The sequence below is a fragment of the Undibacterium sp. MH2W genome (assembly GCF_049340215.1).
Classification (GTDB): Bacteria; Pseudomonadota; Gammaproteobacteria; order Burkholderiales; family Burkholderiaceae_D; genus Undibacterium.
The window spans coordinates 149671-168429 of sequence record NZ_JBMPPA010000007.1; the positions used below are offsets into that span (position 1 = coordinate 149671).

An 18759-nucleotide genomic window follows, 5' to 3' on the forward strand; every position below is an offset into this window, starting at 1 on the left:
CCAAGGCAAAGCGAAGGTGCAATAATATCGATATGACGTTTACGTTAACGTCAATAGCGTCAGTACCGTCAATATGCAGCCGATGGCATGCTTGAGCGTCGTCAGAAAAACGCGACGAGCCCTCAAGAGGATCGATTGGCATGCGATATGATGAAATGACACGGAATTTATTAACCATACCGAGAGAGACAAGACATGCAAATTCAGAATGGCGTATTTATTATCACTGGCGGTGCGTCCGGCCTTGGCGCTGCGACAGCAAGAATGATTGCTGCGAATGGTGGCAAGGTTGTATTGGCTGACGTGCAAGTCGAAGCAGGCGAAAAACTTGCTGCCGAGTTGGGTGGTCAATTCGTTAAATGTGACGTGACATCAGAAGCCGATGGCAAAGCTGTTGTAGCAGCCGCCTTGTCGCTTGGTCCAGTCCGTGGCTTGGTGAACTGTGCTGGTGTTGCGCCAGCGGTGAAAACTGTTGGTAAAGATGGTCCACATCCACTCGATGTCTTCCAACGTGTGGTCAATATCAACCTGATTGGCACGTTCAATATGTGCCGCCTTGCCGCTGATGCGATGGGCAAAATGGACGCCAACGAACAAGGCGAGCGTGGCGTGATTATCAATACAGCGTCCGTTGCGGCCTATGACGGTCAAATTGGTCAAGCTGCTTATGCTTCCTCCAAAGCTGCTGTTGTTGGTCTGACGTTGCCAATGGCACGCGACCTCTCTCGCAGCGGCATTCGCGTGATGACCATTGCCCCTGGTATTTTCGAGACACCGATGTTGCTCGGTATGCCACAAGAAGTGCAAGATGCATTAGGGAAAATGGTACCGTTCCCACCACGCCTTGGTAAGCCAGAAGAGTATGCCCATTTGTCAAAAACCATCATCGAAAACGTCATGATGAACGGCGAAACAATCCGCCTCGATGGCGCGATCCGCATGCAGCCAAAATAAGGGTGCCATCCTGATCGACCCATGCATCGTTGTTGGCGAGAGGCAAATTGAACGCCATTTCTGGCAAAGTGTTTGCTGAAGTTAATTTTATACAACATCGGTGCATGACATTCGGGGTGCAGGACACTACACTAACAAACGAAGGTGTACCGCGACAAAGACGCAACTTGGTGCTCAGGCGGCGATTGGATGCCCTTGAAGCGCCGTTGTCTTTGCCGCGTCCCTCATCCCTGTCCTGAATCTTTGGAGTCGAATGAGCCCTAACGCCACAACCGGATTAATCTTAACAGGCGGCGGTGCGCGTGCCGCTTACCAAGTCGGCGTCCTCGCAGAAATTGCCGATATTCTTGTTGGCGCTTCGTGGAATCCCGCGACAAATCCTTTTGGCATCATTTGCGGTACCTCAGCAGGTGCCATCAATGCGACGGCGCTCGCGTGTCGCGCCGATCACTTCGGTGATTCGATGGCCAATATTTTGCGGGTTTGGGAAAATTTTGAAGCAGCTCAAGTGTACCGAGCGGACTCGTTAGGAGTCATTCGAAGCGGGGCACGTTGGTTATCACTCTGGTCTTTTGGCTGGTTGCTCAACAAATGGCGCAAGTCCCCACCGAATTCCTTGCTGGATAATTCACCGTTAGACGAGTTGTTGACCCGCATGCTCGATCTGACGCGCTTGGATGCCGCTTTTCAGAACGGGAGTTTGCATGCATTGGCCGTTACTGCGTCGTCTTATTCAGCAGGGCAGCATCTCACTTTTTACCAAACGCTTGCAGATATTGAGCCCTGGGTCAGGAGCCAACGGCTGGCGCAACGTGATTTTATCTCGGTTCCGCATTTGATGGCGTCCTCCGCCATTCCGTTTATGTTTCCTGCTGTACCGCTGAATTGGGGTGGGCAAATGGAATATTGCGGCGATGGATCGATGCGCCAACTGGCGCCTATTTCACCCGCGATTCATTTGGGGGCGAAAAAGATTTTGATTGTTGGCGCTGGACGACTCGCCGAACCACCGTCAGTGCGGACGGAAGCCGCTCGATACCCTAGTTTGGCGCAGATCGCAGGGCACGCCTTATCGAGTATTTTTCTTGATAGTTTGGCGGTCGATATTGAGCGACTTGAGCGAATCAATAAAACGCTATCGGTGCTGCCACCGGAGTTACTCGATAAAACGCCGTTGAGGCCCTTGGATTTATTGGTGATTGCACCGTCTGAGCGGCTTGATGATATTGCCAATCGTCACATTGGTAGCTTGCCTCTCCCTGTGCGCACGATGCTGGGTGGTATTGGTGCGACGGAGGCGCGCGGTTCTGCGTTGGCTTCTTATCTCTTATTTGAGTCGAGTTACACACGAGAGCTGATCGCTTTGGGGCGCAAAGACACCCGTGCGCGTCAACACGACGTGTTGTCCTTTTTTGGTGCCGCACCTGATAGTGCTCAGTAGGTACGCCATCGACGAGCATTAAAAAAAGATATGTTCGTTAGTGAAACTCGCTGTCGAAGGCGCTAAGATATCTTTTTTATCTTATTGTTGAGTGTGAAATCATGCTGACGTTACGTTTTTGGCAGCGCGGTGTTCTGAGTTTATTGTTGTCTTTGTTCGTGTCGCTGGTCTTTGCCAGAGACGCAGGCGATACAGTTGCGATCGCCGATTTGCCGAGAGAGGCGCAAACGACATTGGCACTTATTAAACAGGGTGGACCGTTCCCATACCCGAAGGATGGGGTCGTTTTTGGTAATTACGAGTCTCGCTTACCTAAGCAAAAGCGCGGTTATTACCATGAGTACACCGTTCCTACCCCCGGCGCGCGAAATCGTGGCATCCGTCGCATTATTGCTGGAGGTAACCCAACAAGTTCGGGTGAGTATTACTACACCAATGACCACTACGAGAGCTTTCGTCGTATCAGAGAAGAGTGAGGACGTCGATGACTGAGGAAAAAATAGACGTATTTGCAGGGACAGCAAGCAACGTTGTGCAATCGATTCGGGCATTTCATATTCCGGATTTGCAAGCGGAAGCAGTGAAAAGCGGGCAGCATTTTTTATATGCGTACTGCCTTGATGCCGAAACGCGCTTACAAGTCATCTCGACCATTTCGCGCTCGTTTGGCTTCCCAAAGTCAGCGAGAAATCTCGATGCATTAGCCGATTGTTTGACGGATGAAATGGATCACGCAGGACCGCAAACGGGTTTTGTGATTGTTCTTGAGCAACTTCCAAGCAACGACAAATTTGACAAAGAAGCGCGTGAAACGCTGTTAGATGTCTTCCGGGATGCCGCCGAGTTCTGGGCTGAAAAGAAGGTGCCGTTCCGGGTGTTTTATTCTTTTGAGTAAAAAAGAAGGCCGTCATTGATGGCCGTCTGGCGGGTAGAAAATCCGGATGGCGGCACTTTTTCAGTGCAAAATGCGATCAAGTGATTGTTTTAATTATCTTATTTGTCAAACTCTGCCATTTTTATTTGGGGCTTGACGCCTGACAGCGGTACAATGCCGCCATGAAAAAGATTGTTATCCTCATTTCTGGTCGTGGTAGCAATATGCAGGCAGTGGTTGACGCCTGTATTGCCCAAAAATGGCCAGCTCAGATTGCCGCCGTTATCAGTAACAAAGCCGATGCCAGTGGCTTGGCCTACGCAGAGCGTCAAGGTATTGCGACTGCGGTTGTTGTCAGTAAAGAATTTTCCCAACGGGAAGCGTTTGACGCAGCGTTGCAGCAGAAAATCGATGAGTTTGCACCGGATCTCGTAGTGTTGGCCGGATTTATGCGCATCCTTACCCCTGCATTTGTGAACCATTATGCGGGAAGAATGTTAAACATTCATCCGTCTTTGTTGCCAAGTTTTGTTGGATTGGCAACACATCGGCAGGCCTTGGATGCTGGCGTGAAATTGCACGGTGCGACAGTGCATTTTGTCACGGCAGAATTAGACCATGGTCCGATCGTTGCGCAAGCTGCCGTTGCTGTACATGATGAAGATACCGAAAACAGTCTGGCTCAACGCGTGCTTGAACAAGAGCACATCATTTATCCTCGTGCTGTACGCCAGTTCGTGGAAGGCAAGATCAGTATCGTTGGCAATATCGTCAGAATTAGCGAATAAACGAATCAACGTCACTACGCGGTAACGCAGCAAGAATGCCATGAATTAACGAAACATGGCATCCACCAAGGCTCCACCAAGGCACCCACGGTGTCTGTTGACCTTGTTAAAATGCGTTTAAAAATGCGTTTAAAAACGTGTGTAAGGTTGCGTTGTCATGTCGTATTACCGATTGCTTGGCCACTACAATGTTGTGTCATTCTTGAGCAGATCAAAAACAGGGGCAGGGATCTGACCCCATCAGTAATTTAAGGAAACACCATGCGATTACCTCCAGCCATCATTGGCCATGCAGAAGAAGTTCTGCGCGATATTTTACGTTTTACAGGCCCAGCGGATGGCACATTGTCTCGTTATTTCCGCGAACATCCTCGCCTCGGTTCACGTGAGCGCGGTGTTATTGCGGAAGCGATCTACGGCTTATTGCGCAATAAGTCGGTCTATACCAATTTTTCTGAGTCGGGCTCTGGCTCGCCAATGCGTCGTTTAACCCTGTTGGGTTTGGCCGATGCGGTTGGTGTTGAGTCTTTAGGTGGCTTGTCCGAAGAAGAAACCGCATGGCTGGACCGTGTGATGCAAATCGACCGCTCGCACTTGCCAGTGACGATGAAGTCCAACATGCCTGCTTGGATTTGGGAAAAATTAAACGCGCGCTTTGGCGAAGAGGAAGCGTTAGCGTTGACTTCTGCGTTGAATACGCCCGCACCGCTGGATTTGCGGGTCAATGCGATGAAGGGTAATCGTGATGATGTGGTTACTTCGCTCGCACAAGCCCCAATTATTGCTGTGCCAACGCCTTATTCATCGAGCGGTCTGCGTGTCATTAAAAAGCCGTCGATTCAGAATTTGCCACTGTTTAAAGACGGTACGATTGAAGTGCAGGATGAAGGTAGTCAGTTGCTGGCGCAGTTGGTTGGTGCTCGCCGAGGTGAGATGGTGGCCGATTTCTGTGCTGGTGCGGGTGGTAAGACACTGGCATTGGGCGCGATCATGCGCAATACAGGTCGTTTGTATGCGTTTGATATTTCTGAAAAACGTTTGGCAAAATTAAAACCACGTCTGGCGCGCAGTGGCTTATCCAATGTGCACCCTGTCGTGATCGCGCATGAAAAAGACGCTAAAGTGAAGCGTTTGGCCGCAAAGCTTGATCGCGTGCTGGTTGATGCGCCATGTAGTGGTCTTGGCACTTTGCGCCGCAATCCCGACGTTAAATGGCGTCAGACAGCGGAGGGCGTTGCTGAATTGAACGTAAAACAGGCATCGATTTTGGCAAGTGCATCTCGCATGGTCAAACCAGGTGGTCGTTTGGTGTATGCCACATGCAGTATTCTCGACGAAGAGAACGAGGATATTGTGAAAGCATTCCTCGCGGAACACGCAGACTTTACCTTGGTCCCTGCATCCAAAGTGTTAGCAGAACAAAAAGTCGATCTTGAGATGGGTGACTATCTGAAGCTGTACCCACACATTCACCAGACCGACGGCTTCTTTGCTGCGATCTTAGAACGTAATAAATAATCTCCTTCCTCTGACCTGCCTTTGTTGCTACAAAGGCAGGTATCTGATTGACCTCATCATGAACACTCAAATTCTGACAACGCTTATCGCTGATCTGGCGGATGATTTTCGTGAGCCGCAGTTTTTATGGCAGGTCGGAACGGTTGCCATTTGCTTTTTGCTTGCATGGCAACTTTCCCGCGTTTTACGACGCATGTTTTCTCAAGGGGAACCCACGCACGGTGTGATGCACATCGGCGTAGAAAGTTTCTCACGGGTGTTGTCACCGGCATTGAATATGGTTTTCTTGGGTGTTGGCGAGGCGATTTTAGGACGCTGGCAACATACGCATTTGCTGACTTTGCTCTTTCCTATCATTGGCTCGCTCGCCATCATTCGCTTTGGTTTTTACATTGTTCGTAAAACCTTTTCTCGGCAAGGACGTATTGGTACGTTTCTGGCTGTGTTTGAAAAGCTGTTTGCAATCTTGGTGTGGATTGGCGTGGTATTGCATTTCACGGGGTTGTGGCCAGATGTGTTGGCGGCGCTCGATGACATTGTCTTGCCCGTTGGTAAGAATAAAATTTCCCTACTCAATATTTTTCAGGCAACGATCTCAGTCGTACTGACGATCGTCATCGCTCTGTGGGCAAGCGCGGCGCTCGAAGCGCGCCTCATGTTGCTGCCGAGTATGCATTCTTCGTTGAAAGTTGTTCTTTCTCGCGTGGGGCGTGCCTTACTCATTTTAATCGCTGTGTTAGTGAGTCTGACGATTGTCGGTATTGACTTAACGGTGCTGTCTGTTTTTGGTGGTGCGCTGGGGGTGGGTCTCGGTTTTGGTCTGCAAAAAATTGCCAGCAACTACGTGTCGGGCTTCATTATCTTGCTTGATCGCAGTATGTCGATCGGTGACATGATCACGGTCGATAAATTCAATGGCCGAGTCACGCAGATCAATACGCGCTATACCGTCTTGCAGGGGTTTGATGGCGCTGAGTCAGTTATTCCGAATGAAATGCTGGTGTCGAATCCTGTTCAAAACTTTTCTCTCACGAACCGCAGTGTTGCCATGACGACGGATCTGGTGGTGTCCTACCAAACAGATCTCGAAAAAATCATGCCGCTTTTGGTTGAAGCTACCGCAAAAGTTGATCGCGTTGCGCAGGAACCAGCCCCCGCTGCTTATCTGATGAAATTTGGTAGTGATGGTCTCGAACTCCGTGTTGGATTTTGGATTGTTGATCCCGAGAACGGTAGAACGGGCGTGTTGTCGAATGTGAACCGTGCACTGTGGACGGTCATTCAGGAGCAAGATATTAATTTGCCTTATCCACAACGTGTTGTGACCTTGGCATCACCAGTAGGGGATATTGCCCCTTCAGTTCGCTAAGGTATGTTGATAAATTTGGTGTGTCTCCTCTAAAAGCGCGTACAATGCGGTCGCAATTAAATTAAATTTGGCTAGAGTAACTTTGCGATATAAGCTACGAAGCAGACGTTAACAACGGAGTACATGTTATTTTGAGTACATTTATTGATACAGTCGTCGATTTTCTATCCAACGGTTTGACCCGTGCGACAGGATGGCAAGTCTTTATCTTTACGATGGTGGTGACACATATCACGATCGCCAGCGTAACGATCTTCTTGCATCGTTGCCAAGCGCACCGCGCCTTGGATTTGCATGCAATCCCTAGTCATTTTTTCCGGTTCTGGTTGTGGCTAACAACAGGCCAGGTCACCAAAGAGTGGGCGGCAGTGCACCGTAAACATCATGCCAAATGTGAAACGGAAGAAGATCCGCATAGCCCACAAACACGCGGCATCAAGAAAGTCTTAACGGAAGGTGCTGAGCTGTACCGCATCGAATCGAAAAATCTCGAAACGATTCAAAAGTATGGTCACGGTACACCGGACGACTGGATGGAGCGTAATGTATATACACGCTTCAGCTGGCAAGGTATCGCCTTGATGTTCATCATTGATTTCGCCTTATTTGGTGTGATTGGCGTGACGGTATGGGCGGTACAGATGATGTGGATTCCGGTGACTGCGGCTGGCATCATTAATGGTATCGGTCACTACTGGGGTTATCGCAATTACGATTGCGTTGATGCATCGACCAATATTTTCCCGATTGGTATTTTGATTGGTGGCGAAGAGCTCCACAATAACCACCATACGTTCGGTACATCGGCCAAATTGTCTTCAAAATGGTACGAATTTGACATTGGCTGGATGTATATCCGCTGTATGGAAATGGTGGGTTGGGCGAAAGTGAAAAAAGTCGCGCCAGAACCAAAATTTGCAGAGCTCAAGTCCGTGATTGACCTCGATACCTTGCAAGCTGTCATTACGCATCGTTACGATGTCATGGCGAAGTACACGCAATCATTGCGTCGTACATGGCGCGATGAAGTCGCCTCGTTGCGTGAAAAGGCGCAGTTTGAAGCAGCACGCTTGAAATCGGCAAAAAAATTATTGCAACGTGAGCCGACAAAACTCGAAGCGCCACAGAAACAACAGTTGTCCGAAGTGTTAGCCCATAGTGCTGCATTGAAAACAATGCACGACATGCGGGTTGAGTTAGGCCTCATCTGGGAGCGTTCGACCGTTAGTCGCGAGCAGTTGGTACATCAGTTACAAGACTGGTGCACGCGGGCTGAAGCGTCTGGCATTCAGACGTTGTACGATTTTTCTCGTCGCCTGCGTACCTACGCATAAGCAATGGGATCTCAATAGAACGGCACCTTAGGGTGCCGTTTTTTTATGTCCCACGCGGTGATGCCAAGAAGCGAGTGTGTGCACAGGGTAGGGTGGTTTAGGATAGGGCGCAAAGGAGAGAGGAGACGACACTGACGGTGTGTTGATCTCTTGACGCTCTTTACCGCTTTGATGAGTTGAATGGTGCGATGCTGTTGACGCTATCGTCGCTGTTGATTCTGTGGACGCTGTTGATGTGTTTGATTTTTGCGTCTAGAAAATAAAAAACCTCGCCAAATGAGCGAGGTTTTTTATTTTCCAAAAAGAACCAAAATTATTTAATTTTAGTTTCTTTGTAGATAACGTGCTTACGTGCTTTTGGATCAAACTTCATGATCTCCATTTTTTCAGGCATAGTGCGCTTGTTTTTGGAGGTTGTGTAGAAGTGACCAGTACCAGCTGTAGACTCCAGCTTGATTTTGTCGCGACCAGATTTAGCCATGATATTTTCCTAACAATAGTTTAGCTTAAACTTTTTCGCCGCGAGCACGCAGGTCAGCCAAAACGGCATCGATGCCGACTTTGTCAATGACGCGCAGACCAGCATTGGACAAACGCAGAGAAACCCAACGGTTTTCTGATTCTACGAAAAAGCGACGATTTTGCAGATTTGGCAAAAAGCGACGTTTTGTTTTGTTATTAGCGTGGGAAACATTGTTGCCAACCATTGGCCCCTTCCCAGTCACTTGGCATACACGTGCCATGATTAACTCCTTAATAGTTTCCGAAATTGGAAAAAATGAGAGTATAAACAAAAAACTGTGATTTATCAACGACTTGTGAAAAACAATTGTGTCTTAATGAATTTTAAAATTTAACAATTTGGTTTTAAGCCTCTTTTGAATCAACATGGACGGGCCTTCTTCCCCTTGTTCTTCACATGAGACCGTGCTCTGCAAACGAATAGACATGCGGGTTGGCTACGATAAAGTGATCCAGTACTTTAATATCGACGAGCCCGAGTGCTTGTTGTAAATTGTGCGTCAGATCAATATCAGCGCGGCTAGGATCGCAAGCCCCTGAGGGATGATTGTGCGCCAAAATCAACGCCGCTGCGTTGTGGGAGAGTGCGGCTTTGACGACTTCTCTCGGGTAAACACTGGCGTGGTTTAACGTACCTCGAAACAGTTCTTCTGAAGCGATCAAGCGATTTTTGATATCCAAAAATAACACAGCAAAGGATTCGTGCATCTTATTGGCCAGCAGCAGTTGTAGGTATTTTTTTACGGCTTCAGGGGAGGATAGGGCAGTTGTTTCTTTTAGCTCTTCGTTGATGGCCCGTTTTGCCAGTTCCAATACTGCTTGTAGCTGCGCATATTTTGCATGGCCCAACCCGTGAATGGCGGAGAAATCTTTCATGTTGGCGGCAAACAGTCGCGCTAAGGAGCCAAAATGGGTCAGCATATCCCGACCAAGATCAACCGCCGTTTTTCCGGAGACGCCCGTTCTTAAAAAGACGGCAAGTAATTCAGCGTCCGAGAGTGACGCTGCCCCTGATTTGATAAGTCGCTCACGAGGACGTTGATCTTCTGGCCAATCATTGATCGCCATGCGGAGTTTCTCCTTTATATTTGTGATGGAAGACGCTTTATTGTCCTTGATATAACGCGAGAAAAACTTGCCAAAGCAAAAGCTGGCTTACAATATGGGTTTGTCCGCGGACTTGTCCGCAAAAGCCATTAACTTGATTGCCCTGCTATGACTACACCAGATTTACCCGTCGTCACCAAAGATGCCTACTTAACGCTGCATTACCGGCTCGCAACGCTGGACGGCGAAGATATTATCAGTACCTTCCATGAAAGCCCTGCAACGTTACAAATGGGTACAGGTCAGTTAGCCCCTGAACTGGAAAATGCCTTGTTGGGACTCGTCGAAGGCTCGCACATGACCCAGGAGTTACCGCCGGAAAAAGCATTTGGACCGCGTAACCCCGAGCTGATTCAACGTGTTTCTGTCGAGACGCTGAAAGCCAATTCTTCGTTTGGGGAGCAGTATGTTGTCGGTGATCTGGTCGACTTTGCAGCGCCATCTGGTGGTCGTTTCGCCGGTATCCTGCGAGCAGTGGATGAGCAAGGTTATTTATTCGACTTCAATCACCCGCTTGCCGGGCAGTCTGTCTTATTCGAAACGAAGATCATAGGAATTTTATAAAACATGGACAAGGAAATCTTATTAGCTCAGCCACGTGGTTTTTGCGCTGGCGTTGATCGGGCCATTGAAATTGTTGAACGCGCTTTAAAACAATTCGGTGCGCCTATCTATGTTAGGCATGAAATTGTTCACAATGCTTATGTGGTGAGTGATCTGAAATCCAAAGGCGCTATCTTCATTGAAAATCTTGAAGACGTGCCAGCGGGTAATACCTTGATTTTTTCAGCGCATGGCGTGTCTCAGGCAGTACGAAAAGAAGCCGACGCACGAGGTGTGACCGTCTTTGATGCGACCTGTCCTTTGGTGACGAAGGTTCACATGGAAGTCGTGAAGATGCGCCGTGAAGGTCGTGAAATTATCATGATCGGACATGACGGTCATCCTGAGGTAGAAGGCACGATGGGGCAAAGTGAAGACGGGATGTACCTCGTCGAAACGGTGGCTGATGTCGCACATTTGGAAGTAAAGAATCCAGAGATGTTGGCATACGTGTCACAGACAACCTTGTCCGTGGATGATACTGCTGAGATTATCGAAGCCTTGAAGCAGCGGTTTCCACAGATTAGTGAGCCGAAAAAAGGTGACATCTGCTACGCGACGACCAATCGTCAAGAGGCGGTTAAATTTATGGCACCACAAGTAGAGTTAGTTATTGTTGTTGGTAGCCCCAATAGTTCGAATTCAAACCGTCTGCGTGAAGTGGCAGAAAAGATGGGGGCAACAGCCTACATGGTTGATAACGCCACCATGATTGATGCCGCTTGGCTTGAGGGTGTGCAGCGCGTCGGTGTGACGGCAGGCGCTTCAGCGCCGGAAGTGCTAGTGCAAGAAGTCATTGATCGTTTGCGCGAACTTGGTGCACGAAGCGTACGTCCGCTCGATGGTGTGCAAGAAAACGTCACTTTCCCTATGCCAAAAGGGCTACACAACCCGAAGCAGGATCAATAAGGATGCACTTAACCCAAGCATGATGCACAAATTTGATTAAAATCAGTTTTTCTTTTGCTTTTCAATATTTTATTTTGCGAACTCGTGATTATGATGGCGCTGCAGTGGTATTTGGGTCTTTTTGAATGTCAAAAGTGTATATGCTGGAATAGCGGGTTTGTGGAAAATACGTAGATACGGGTGGTTTTTTTACCACTAGGATACGTCTGTCGCTAGGTATAATCGCGCCCACTTCACTGGCGTACTGAAGATGTCTAAATATTAGAAAAAACTTTTACCAAAAGTTGCAGAGGAGATTTGAATCATGTGTATTTCACGTAATATTGTCACTCTCAATATGATGACGCGCCTTTTCGGATAGCAAACGCTACAACCCGGGCGGCACCTTAACAACATAGGTGCCGTTTTTGTTATCAGGAACAATTTTTGCTGTACAGATGTATGAAGGCTTACCCAGCTGTTTCGTACGAAGACAGCTGAAATTTCGATTCGTTCATAAAGAGAGATGCAAATATGGATACCCTTATCCAACAAATTATTAATGGCCTTGTATTAGGTAGTATGTATGCATTGGTCGCCCTCGGTTACACCATGGTGTATGGTGTTCTGAATCTGATTAACTTCGCTCACGGCGATGTGCTCATGGTCGGTGCAATGGCCGGTCTGAGTATCCTCAAATTGCTTCAGGTTGTCGCACCAGGCTTGCCTGGTATTGCAATGCTGTTGATCGCTATCATCGGCGCGATTCCAGTTTGTATCGCCGTCAACGTATTGATTGAGCGTATCGCGTACCGTCGTTTGCGTAACGCGCCTCGTTTGGCACCGTTGATTACAGCGATTGGTGTGTCCATTTTGGTGCAGACCTTCGCTATGATGATCTGGGGTCGTAGCCCAGTGTCGTTCCCACCGATTATGCCAACAGTTCCAGTGCAAATTGGCGGCGCAGTGATTTCACAAATTCAAATCTTGTTGCTTGTCTTGGCAACGATTGCGATGATTGGTCTGGTGCTGTTGGTTGAGAAAACCAAAATGGGCCGTGCCATGCGTGCTACAGCAGAAAATCCACGCGTTGCAGGTCTCATGGGTGTTGATTCCAACAAAGTGATTGTAGCGACATTTGCGATCGGTGCTGCGTTGGCAGCGATTGCTGGCGTCATGTGGACAGCGAACTACTCTTCTGCGCAATTTGCGATGGGTTTTGTTCCAGGTCTGAAAGCTTTCTCTGCGGCGGTATTAGGTGGTATCGGTAATATCTACGGCGCGATGGTCGGCGGGATTCTTCTCGGTCTGATTGAAAGTTTAGGTGCAGGTTATATCGGTGATCTCACTGGCGGCATTTTAGGTAGCCAGTATCAGGATATTTTTGCCTTCGTTGTTTTGATTATTGTTCTGACATTGCGTCCATCCGGCATTATGGGTGAACGTGTTGCTGATCGTGCTTAAGGGGAAGATCAATGTCAACTATATTTGATGTAAAAGCAAATCCAAAAAAAGCGTACGTTAGCTTTGGCTTGTTAGCGGTTGTTTTGCTGCTGTTCCCATTCATTGCGGCGAACTTTGGTAACTCTTGGGTTCGTATTATCGACTTCGCGTTGCTGTATATCATGCTCGCGCTGGGTCTCAATATCGTAGTCGGTTTTGCTGGTTTGCTCGATTTGGGTTATATCGCGTTTTATGCAACAGGCGCTTATTTGGCGGCGATTTTCGGATCTCAGCAGTTTGCAACGATTTTAGAGTCGTTTATTGATAACTATCCTGCTGTCGGTAATTTTTTAATTGCTGTCTGCGGGCCAGAAATTACTAAAAATGGTATTCACTTGTCTGTTTGGGTGATCGTTCCGTTTGCTGCCGTCATTGCTGGTGCTGCTGGTGCATTGCTGGGCGCACCGACCTTGAAATTACGTGGTGACTACCTCGCCATCGTGACGCTGGGTTTTGGTGAAATTGTACGTATTTTCATGAACAACATGAACTCGCCAATCAATTTCACGAACGGTCCACAAGGTATCAACATGATTGATCCTATTCACGTGTTCGGTGTTTCGCTGGCAGGTGAGGGTGGTGTGGTGAACTTTGGTAGTTTTACAATGCCGTCAGTGAATGCTTATTACTTCTTGTTCTTGGCATTGTGTATTGCGATTGTCTTTGTTTCTCTGCGTTTGCAAGACTCTCGCTTGGGACGTGCTTGGGTGGCGATTCGTGAAGACGAAATTGCAGCAAAAGCGATGGGTCTCAACACACGTAACATCAAATTGCTCGCGTTCTCTATGGGTGCGTCTTTTGGTGGTGTTTCCGGTGCGATGTTTGCCTCGTTCCAAGGTTTCGTTTCCCCAGAGTCTTTCTCATTGATGGAATCGATCGTTGTTCTGGCGATGGTGGTATTGGGTGGTATTGGCCATATTCCAGGCGTCATTCTTGGTGCAATTTTGCTGGCGGCATTGCCAGAAGTGTTGCGTCACGTTGTTGAGCCAGTGCAAATGCTGCTGTTTGGCAAAATCTGGATCGAAGCTGAAGTTCTTCGTCAGTTGTTATACGGTCTGACGATGGTGGTTGTGATGTTGAATCGTCCTGCCGGTCTGTGGCCAGCGCCGAAGCACGAAGACAGAATCGCTAAAACGAACGAAGCGGCAGCTTAAGGAAGATCAAGATGACACAAGAGACAATGTTAAAAATCGAAGGTGTAAATAAGCGTTTCGGCGGCTTACAAGCACTTTCCAATGTTGGTATTGACATCAAAAAGGGACAAATCTACGGTTTGATCGGTCCCAATGGTGCTGGTAAAACAACGTTCTTTAATGTGATTACTGGTTTGTATCAGCCAGATACAGGTACCTTTGAGCTGGATGGTAAGCCTTATTCTCCATCGGCCCCTCACGAAGTGGCGATCTCTGGTATTGCTCGTACATTCCAGAATATCCGTTTGTTTGGCGAGATGACGGCGTTAGAAAATGTGATGGTTGGTCGTCACATCCGTACTCGTCAAGGCGTATTTGGCGCGATTTTCCGTCACGCTGAAGCGCGTAAGGAAGAGGCGGAAACACGCAAGCGCGCCCAAGAATTGCTTGATTTTGTCGGCATTGGGCAGTTCGCTGACCGTACGTCTAAGTTTCTTTCTTATGGCGATCAACGTCGTCTAGAAATTGCCCGTGCACTGGCAACGGAACCTAAACTGTTGGCCCTTGATGAGCCTGCAGCGGGTATGAATGCGACAGAAAAACTGGCGTTGCGCGAGTTGTTGGTCAAGATCAAAAATGAAGGCAAGACAGTGCTGTTGATTGAGCATGACGTCAAACTGATGATGGGTTTATGTGATCGTATTACCGTTCTTGAGTATGGCAAGCCGATTGCAGAGGGCGTCCCTGCGGATATCCAGAAAAATCCGGCGGTAATTGAAGCGTATTTGGGAGGTGCTCACTAATGGCTGAGAACGTATTGAAAGTTAGCAACCTGAAGGTTGCATATGGTGGTATCAAAGCTGTTAAGGGCATTGATCTCGAAGTCAATAAAGGTGAGTTGATCACGCTGATCGGCGCCAATGGTGCTGGTAAGACAACGACCCTCAAAGCAATTACTGGCACGCTGCCGAGCTGTAAAGTCGAAGGCGATATTTTTTATCTCGGCGAATCCATCCGTGGTAAAAAGTCCTTTGAGCTGGTGACAAGCCATTTAGCCATGGTGCCAGAAGGTCGTGGTGTATTCACCCGCATGACGATTCAAGAAAATCTGATGATGGGTGCTTATACGAGAAACGATACGGCAGGCATCAATGACGATATCGAAAAATGGTTTGCTGTGTTCCCGCGTTTGAAGGAACGTGCAGCACAGTTAGCGGGTACTTTGTCTGGTGGTGAGCAGCAAATGCTGGCCATGGCACGTGCGCTGATGAGCCATCCTAATCTGTTGTTGCTCGACGAGCCATCGATGGGTTTGTCGCCAATTATGGTTGAAAAAATCTTCGAGGTTGTCCGCAATGTGTCTGCACAAGGCGTGACGATTTTGTTGGTGGAGCAAAATGCGAAGTTGGCATTACAGGCTGCCCATCGTGGTTATGTGATGGATTCCGGTCTGATCACCATGAGTGGAAATGCCAAAGACATGCTCGACGATCCGAAAGTGCAAGCAGCGTATCTCGGCGAAGCCTAAGATATTTTCTGTTCGTTATCCCAAAGCCAGTCAGTCATTGACTGGCTTTTTCTTTTTATTTTTCCTTTTTGCATTCGCTGTGCCTCCCTTTTGATTACAGTCCATTGGTATGCGCTTTTCCTTCTCATTAAACGGGCGAAGGGTAGGGGTGCTGCCTTGTCTTTGCAGACGAAAATGATTACTGCGCTGGTTGTTGCTTTTCTCATCGAGCGTGGATTTGATATTGGCAGGTATCGGAGATTCGCGGAGAGCGCTCTCTGTTGAGAGTAGATGGTCTCCTGTGAGCCCATTTATCGCGTGTCGTGATCGCGTGCATGAAAGCGGTAGCGAAGCAGTAGTGCGCCTCATTGAAAGGTATCCCCTTCTCTCATGTTCTCTCCTCTCCGCTTATTGCAATTTATTGCAATCGATTTCATTGAGATTTATATTGCACCGCAAAAACTTCCCTAATTTAAGAAAGTTTTTGTGTTCGTTGCGCTACACAAATTTAACTTTAAGAAACTTTTATGTTTTGTATCTATTTTTATCTAGATTGAATTAAGTAAAAAAATAAATGTTTAAAAACAATAATTTATAGATGCTTTTGATTTGTTTTTTTATTTTCACCGCACCAAAAGTAAGCCGTATTTTTGATCAAATATATGTAGTTGTTCTTATGTTGCAGCGCATGGTTGCATAAAATTTCAGCGAGGAAGATAATTCGATTCAGCTTCTTTTTTTCGATTGCAAACGTTTGCAAAGAAATTTCAAGTGCTGTGAGAGAAGTGATCAAGCGTAGAAATCGATATGATTTGTGCGCGTGCCAAATTAAAAAATATGGGGACGAAAATGAACAGACGTAAAATGAAAGTGACCTACTTAGCGTCCGCTGTTTCTCTGGCTATGCTGCAAATGGCTGCAGCACACGCGCAAGAGGCAGCTCAAACTGCGCCGGTCGCGGCAGCGGCAACAGAATCCAATTCCTTGAACTTGGATCAAGTTATTGTGACTGGTACCCCACTTGGCGTGAGCAAAATCCGTTCAAGTGTTTCGATCAGTACGCTCGATCCAGATCAATTGCAATTATCTGCACCAACAAGTTCGGCTGATGCTTTGCGCTCCATCCCTGGCGTGCACTCCGAAGCTTCCGCAGGTGAAGGTAATACCAACGTGACAGTACGCGGTATTCCTATTTCTGCTGGTGGTTCACGTTATGTTGGTTTCCAAGAAGACGGTTTGCCAGTATTGCAGAATGGCGACTACGCCTTCGTGACGCCAGATATGTTCGTGAAACTGGATAACTCTCTGGATCATATTGAAGCAGTTCGTGGTGGTGCGGCGTCCGTATTGGGTAGCAACTCTCCAGGCGGTATCATCAACTTTATTTCCAAAACAGGAAAAGAAGAAGGTGGTAGCGTTGGTTTGACACGTGGATTGGGTTTTGATGAAACACGCCTTGATTTTGACTATGGCGTCCATCTCTCACCGCAAACACGTGCTTATATCGGCGGTTACTGGCGTGACGGTGACGGCACACGAAGCGGTGGCGTACCGATTGAAAAAGGCGGACAAATCAAGGCGAATATTACCCATGATTTTAATGATGGAAGCTTTATTCGTTTAAGCGTCAAACATCTTGACGATCAGTCGCCATTGAACATGCCAGTGCCATTTACACTGAGCAACGCTAATCCAACAAAAGCAAACCCTGCAACAATCGGTGCAGCGGCTGGCTATGATCCATTGAAGGCGTCTTACTATTCTCCTTACTGGAGCAAAATCGTTGGCTTGAATAGCTCTGGCAACGGCACGCTGGCCAACCTCAATACTGGTTTGACGGTAAAAGAAGATGCCATTGGTTTGCAAGGATCTTTCAAACTCGGTGATGGTTGGACGTTGGACGAAAGTTTCCGTCAATCTCGCAAGAGTGGTAGTTTCGAATCCGGCTATCCAACCGGTCCGGTCTTCAAGGCGTTGGCAGGAACAACTTACGCAAGCGGTCCGAACAAAGGTCAGGCATATACCGGTGGTGTGTTGGAAGTTTCTGCATTTAATGCGTCCTTTGACAGCCTTGACAGTACCGTCAACGCGATCAAATTATCGAAAACATTCAATCTTGCCGAAAGCGGTAAAGTAACGACTTTGGTCGGCTGGGATATCGATAATCAACGTATCGGTGTGACACAAAATCTGCCACATTATTTGATATCCGCGACGGGTAATCAGCCAGTACTCTTAAGCGGTTTGAATAACAGTGGAAAGCAAACCGACGCAAGCGGCTTGTTGCCACAATCTACATGGTGGGGTAATCAAACGCGCGATATTCAATACGATATGAGTTCTCCGTATTTGGATATCAGCTATGAAAAAGGACCATTGAATCTGGAAGCTGGATTCCGTCGCGACATGCAAAAAGTGACTGGTTCCCAAACAAGTTCCGTGCAGAGCACTACTTACACACCAGGCACATTCCCAGCGTTGCCTGACACCCCAGTGAGCTACAACAGAGACAATAATTCTTATTCTCTGGGTGGCAACTACAAACTGAACGACAACTTGGCTGTGTTTGCACGTTACAGCGATGGCGCATCGTTCAATGTGGTTGAGCGCATGGGTGGACCTTTCAATGGTACACAACCAATTCCTATCAATACAGTAAAGCAAACGGAAATTGGTGTGAAATGGCGTCAATCTGGCTTCAGTACTTTTGTGACTCTGTTTAAAGCAGATACAGCAGAAGGTAACTACGATTTAACGACACGTCAGCTGACACAAAATACATACAGCGCAAAAGGTGTGGAGATTGAAAGTGCTTACCGTATCGGTAATTTCAATATCAGTGGTAGCTTTACCTACACCGACGCTTCCATCGTCGGCGCGCTGGATGCGAGCATTGTTGGCAATCAACCATTGCGTTTGGCGAAGTACATTTACCAAGTTGTTCCTTCCTATCAACTGGGTAACTTCACGTTGGGCGGTAGTTTGATTGGTACGGATAAATCGTTCGGTGACAACGCTAATACGATTATTTTGCCAAGCTATTACACAATCAATGCGTTTGCCACTTACCAGATCAGTGACCGTGCAATGGTGTCGTTGAGCGCAAATAATTTGTTTAATAAAGTTGGCTGGACTGAATACGATAACGGCCAAGGTGCACGTTCGATTAACGGACGTACAGCGAAAATCGCTCTGAAATATTCCTTCTAAAAAAAGGA

The 18759-nt window shown here is 47.7% G+C and carries 18 protein-coding genes; 15 read left to right on the top strand and 3 right to left on the bottom strand.

Annotation, left to right across the window (positions count from 1 at the left end; genetic code table 11):
* Positions 1-195: 195 nt before the first annotated feature.
* The 8 genes from ACO0K2_RS16315 (at position 196) to ACO0K2_RS16350 (ending at position 8278) form a co-directional block, all read left to right on the top strand.
* The gene (locus ACO0K2_RS16315) at positions 196-954 is read left to right on the top strand and encodes a 3-hydroxyacyl-CoA dehydrogenase (RefSeq protein ID WP_423020739.1); all 759 of its coding nucleotides are present in this window, start codon (positions 196-198) and stop codon (positions 952-954) included.
* 253 nt (positions 955-1207) lie between these two features.
* Positions 1208-2395, top strand: a complete 1188-nt coding sequence (locus ACO0K2_RS16320; protein WP_423020741.1) for a patatin-like phospholipase family protein — start codon at positions 1208-1210, stop codon at positions 2393-2395.
* A 101-nt stretch (positions 2396-2496) separates the two neighbouring features.
* Entirely contained in the window at positions 2497-2871 is a 375-nt protein-coding gene (locus ACO0K2_RS16325) for a ribonuclease domain-containing protein (RefSeq protein ID WP_423020743.1), read from the top strand.
* Between the two features lie 8 nt (positions 2872-2879).
* Positions 2880-3290 (top strand): barstar family protein, encoded by a 411-nt coding sequence (locus ACO0K2_RS16330; RefSeq protein WP_423020745.1) that lies wholly within the window; start codon positions 2880-2882, stop codon positions 3288-3290.
* 161 nt (positions 3291-3451) lie between these two features.
* A complete protein-coding gene (purN, locus tag ACO0K2_RS16335; protein ID WP_423020747.1) occupies positions 3452-4057 on the top strand; it encodes a phosphoribosylglycinamide formyltransferase in 606 nt (201 codons plus the stop codon).
* 261 nt (positions 4058-4318) lie between these two features.
* Positions 4319-5575 (top strand): RsmB/NOP family class I SAM-dependent RNA methyltransferase, encoded by a 1257-nt coding sequence (locus tag ACO0K2_RS16340; protein WP_423020749.1) that lies wholly within the window; start codon positions 4319-4321, stop codon positions 5573-5575.
* A 58-nt stretch (positions 5576-5633) separates the two neighbouring features.
* Positions 5634-6944 carry a mechanosensitive ion channel family protein gene (locus tag ACO0K2_RS16345; RefSeq protein WP_423020751.1) on the top strand — a complete coding sequence of 437 codons (1311 nt, stop codon included), beginning with the start codon at positions 5634-5636 and terminating at the stop codon, positions 6942-6944.
* A gap of 131 nt (positions 6945-7075) precedes the next feature.
* Positions 7076-8278 carry a DesA family fatty acid desaturase gene (locus ACO0K2_RS16350; RefSeq protein WP_423020753.1) on the top strand — a complete coding sequence of 401 codons (1203 nt, stop codon included), beginning with the start codon at positions 7076-7078 and terminating at the stop codon, positions 8276-8278.
* A 313-nt stretch (positions 8279-8591) separates the two neighbouring features.
* On the opposite strand, the gene rpmG is transcribed toward ACO0K2_RS16350, so the two are convergent.
* The 3 genes from rpmG to radC form a co-directional block, all read right to left on the bottom strand.
* Positions 8592-8759: a 50S ribosomal protein L33 gene (rpmG, locus tag ACO0K2_RS16355; RefSeq protein ID WP_110257750.1), complete on the bottom strand. Its 168-nt coding sequence runs from the start codon at positions 8757-8759 to the stop codon at positions 8592-8594.
* A gap of 25 nt (positions 8760-8784) precedes the next feature.
* Complete coding sequence (gene rpmB / locus ACO0K2_RS16360) at positions 8785-9021, bottom strand: 50S ribosomal protein L28 (protein ID WP_162021243.1); 237 nt, start codon at positions 9019-9021, stop codon at positions 8785-8787.
* A 172-nt stretch (positions 9022-9193) separates the two neighbouring features.
* Positions 9194-9868, bottom strand: a complete 675-nt coding sequence (gene radC / locus ACO0K2_RS16365) for a RadC family protein (protein ID WP_423020755.1) — start codon at positions 9866-9868, stop codon at positions 9194-9196.
* 147 nt (positions 9869-10015) lie between these two features.
* Between radC and ACO0K2_RS16370 the strand changes: the two genes are divergently transcribed.
* The 7 genes from ACO0K2_RS16370 to ACO0K2_RS16400 all read left to right on the top strand — a co-directional run bounded on the left by ACO0K2_RS16370 (position 10016) and on the right by ACO0K2_RS16400 (position 18751).
* Positions 10016-10471: an FKBP-type peptidyl-prolyl cis-trans isomerase gene (locus ACO0K2_RS16370; RefSeq protein ID WP_423020757.1), complete on the top strand. Its 456-nt coding sequence runs from the start codon at positions 10016-10018 to the stop codon at positions 10469-10471.
* Positions 10472-10474: 3 nt separating this feature from the next.
* A complete protein-coding gene (gene ispH, locus ACO0K2_RS16375; protein ID WP_423020759.1) occupies positions 10475-11419 on the top strand; it encodes a 4-hydroxy-3-methylbut-2-enyl diphosphate reductase in 945 nt (314 codons plus the stop codon).
* A gap of 513 nt (positions 11420-11932) precedes the next feature.
* Positions 11933-12862 (top strand): branched-chain amino acid ABC transporter permease, encoded by a 930-nt coding sequence (locus ACO0K2_RS16380; protein WP_423020761.1) that lies wholly within the window; start codon positions 11933-11935, stop codon positions 12860-12862.
* Between the two features lie 11 nt (positions 12863-12873).
* Positions 12874-14055, top strand: coding sequence for an ABC transporter permease subunit (locus ACO0K2_RS16385; protein WP_423020763.1), 1182 nt, complete (start codon positions 12874-12876; stop codon positions 14053-14055).
* An 11-nt stretch (positions 14056-14066) separates the two neighbouring features.
* A complete protein-coding gene (locus tag ACO0K2_RS16390; protein WP_423020765.1) occupies positions 14067-14837 on the top strand; it encodes an ABC transporter ATP-binding protein in 771 nt (256 codons plus the stop codon).
* Positions 14837-15562: an ABC transporter ATP-binding protein gene (locus ACO0K2_RS16395; protein ID WP_423020767.1), complete on the top strand. Its 726-nt coding sequence runs from the start codon at positions 14837-14839 to the stop codon at positions 15560-15562. Before ACO0K2_RS16390 ends, ACO0K2_RS16395 begins: the two co-directional genes overlap by 1 nt.
* Before the next feature lie 828 nt (positions 15563-16390).
* The gene (locus ACO0K2_RS16400) at positions 16391-18751 is read left to right on the top strand and encodes a TonB-dependent receptor (RefSeq protein WP_423020769.1); all 2361 of its coding nucleotides are present in this window, start codon (positions 16391-16393) and stop codon (positions 18749-18751) included.
* The last annotated feature ends 8 nt before the right edge of the window (positions 18752-18759 follow it).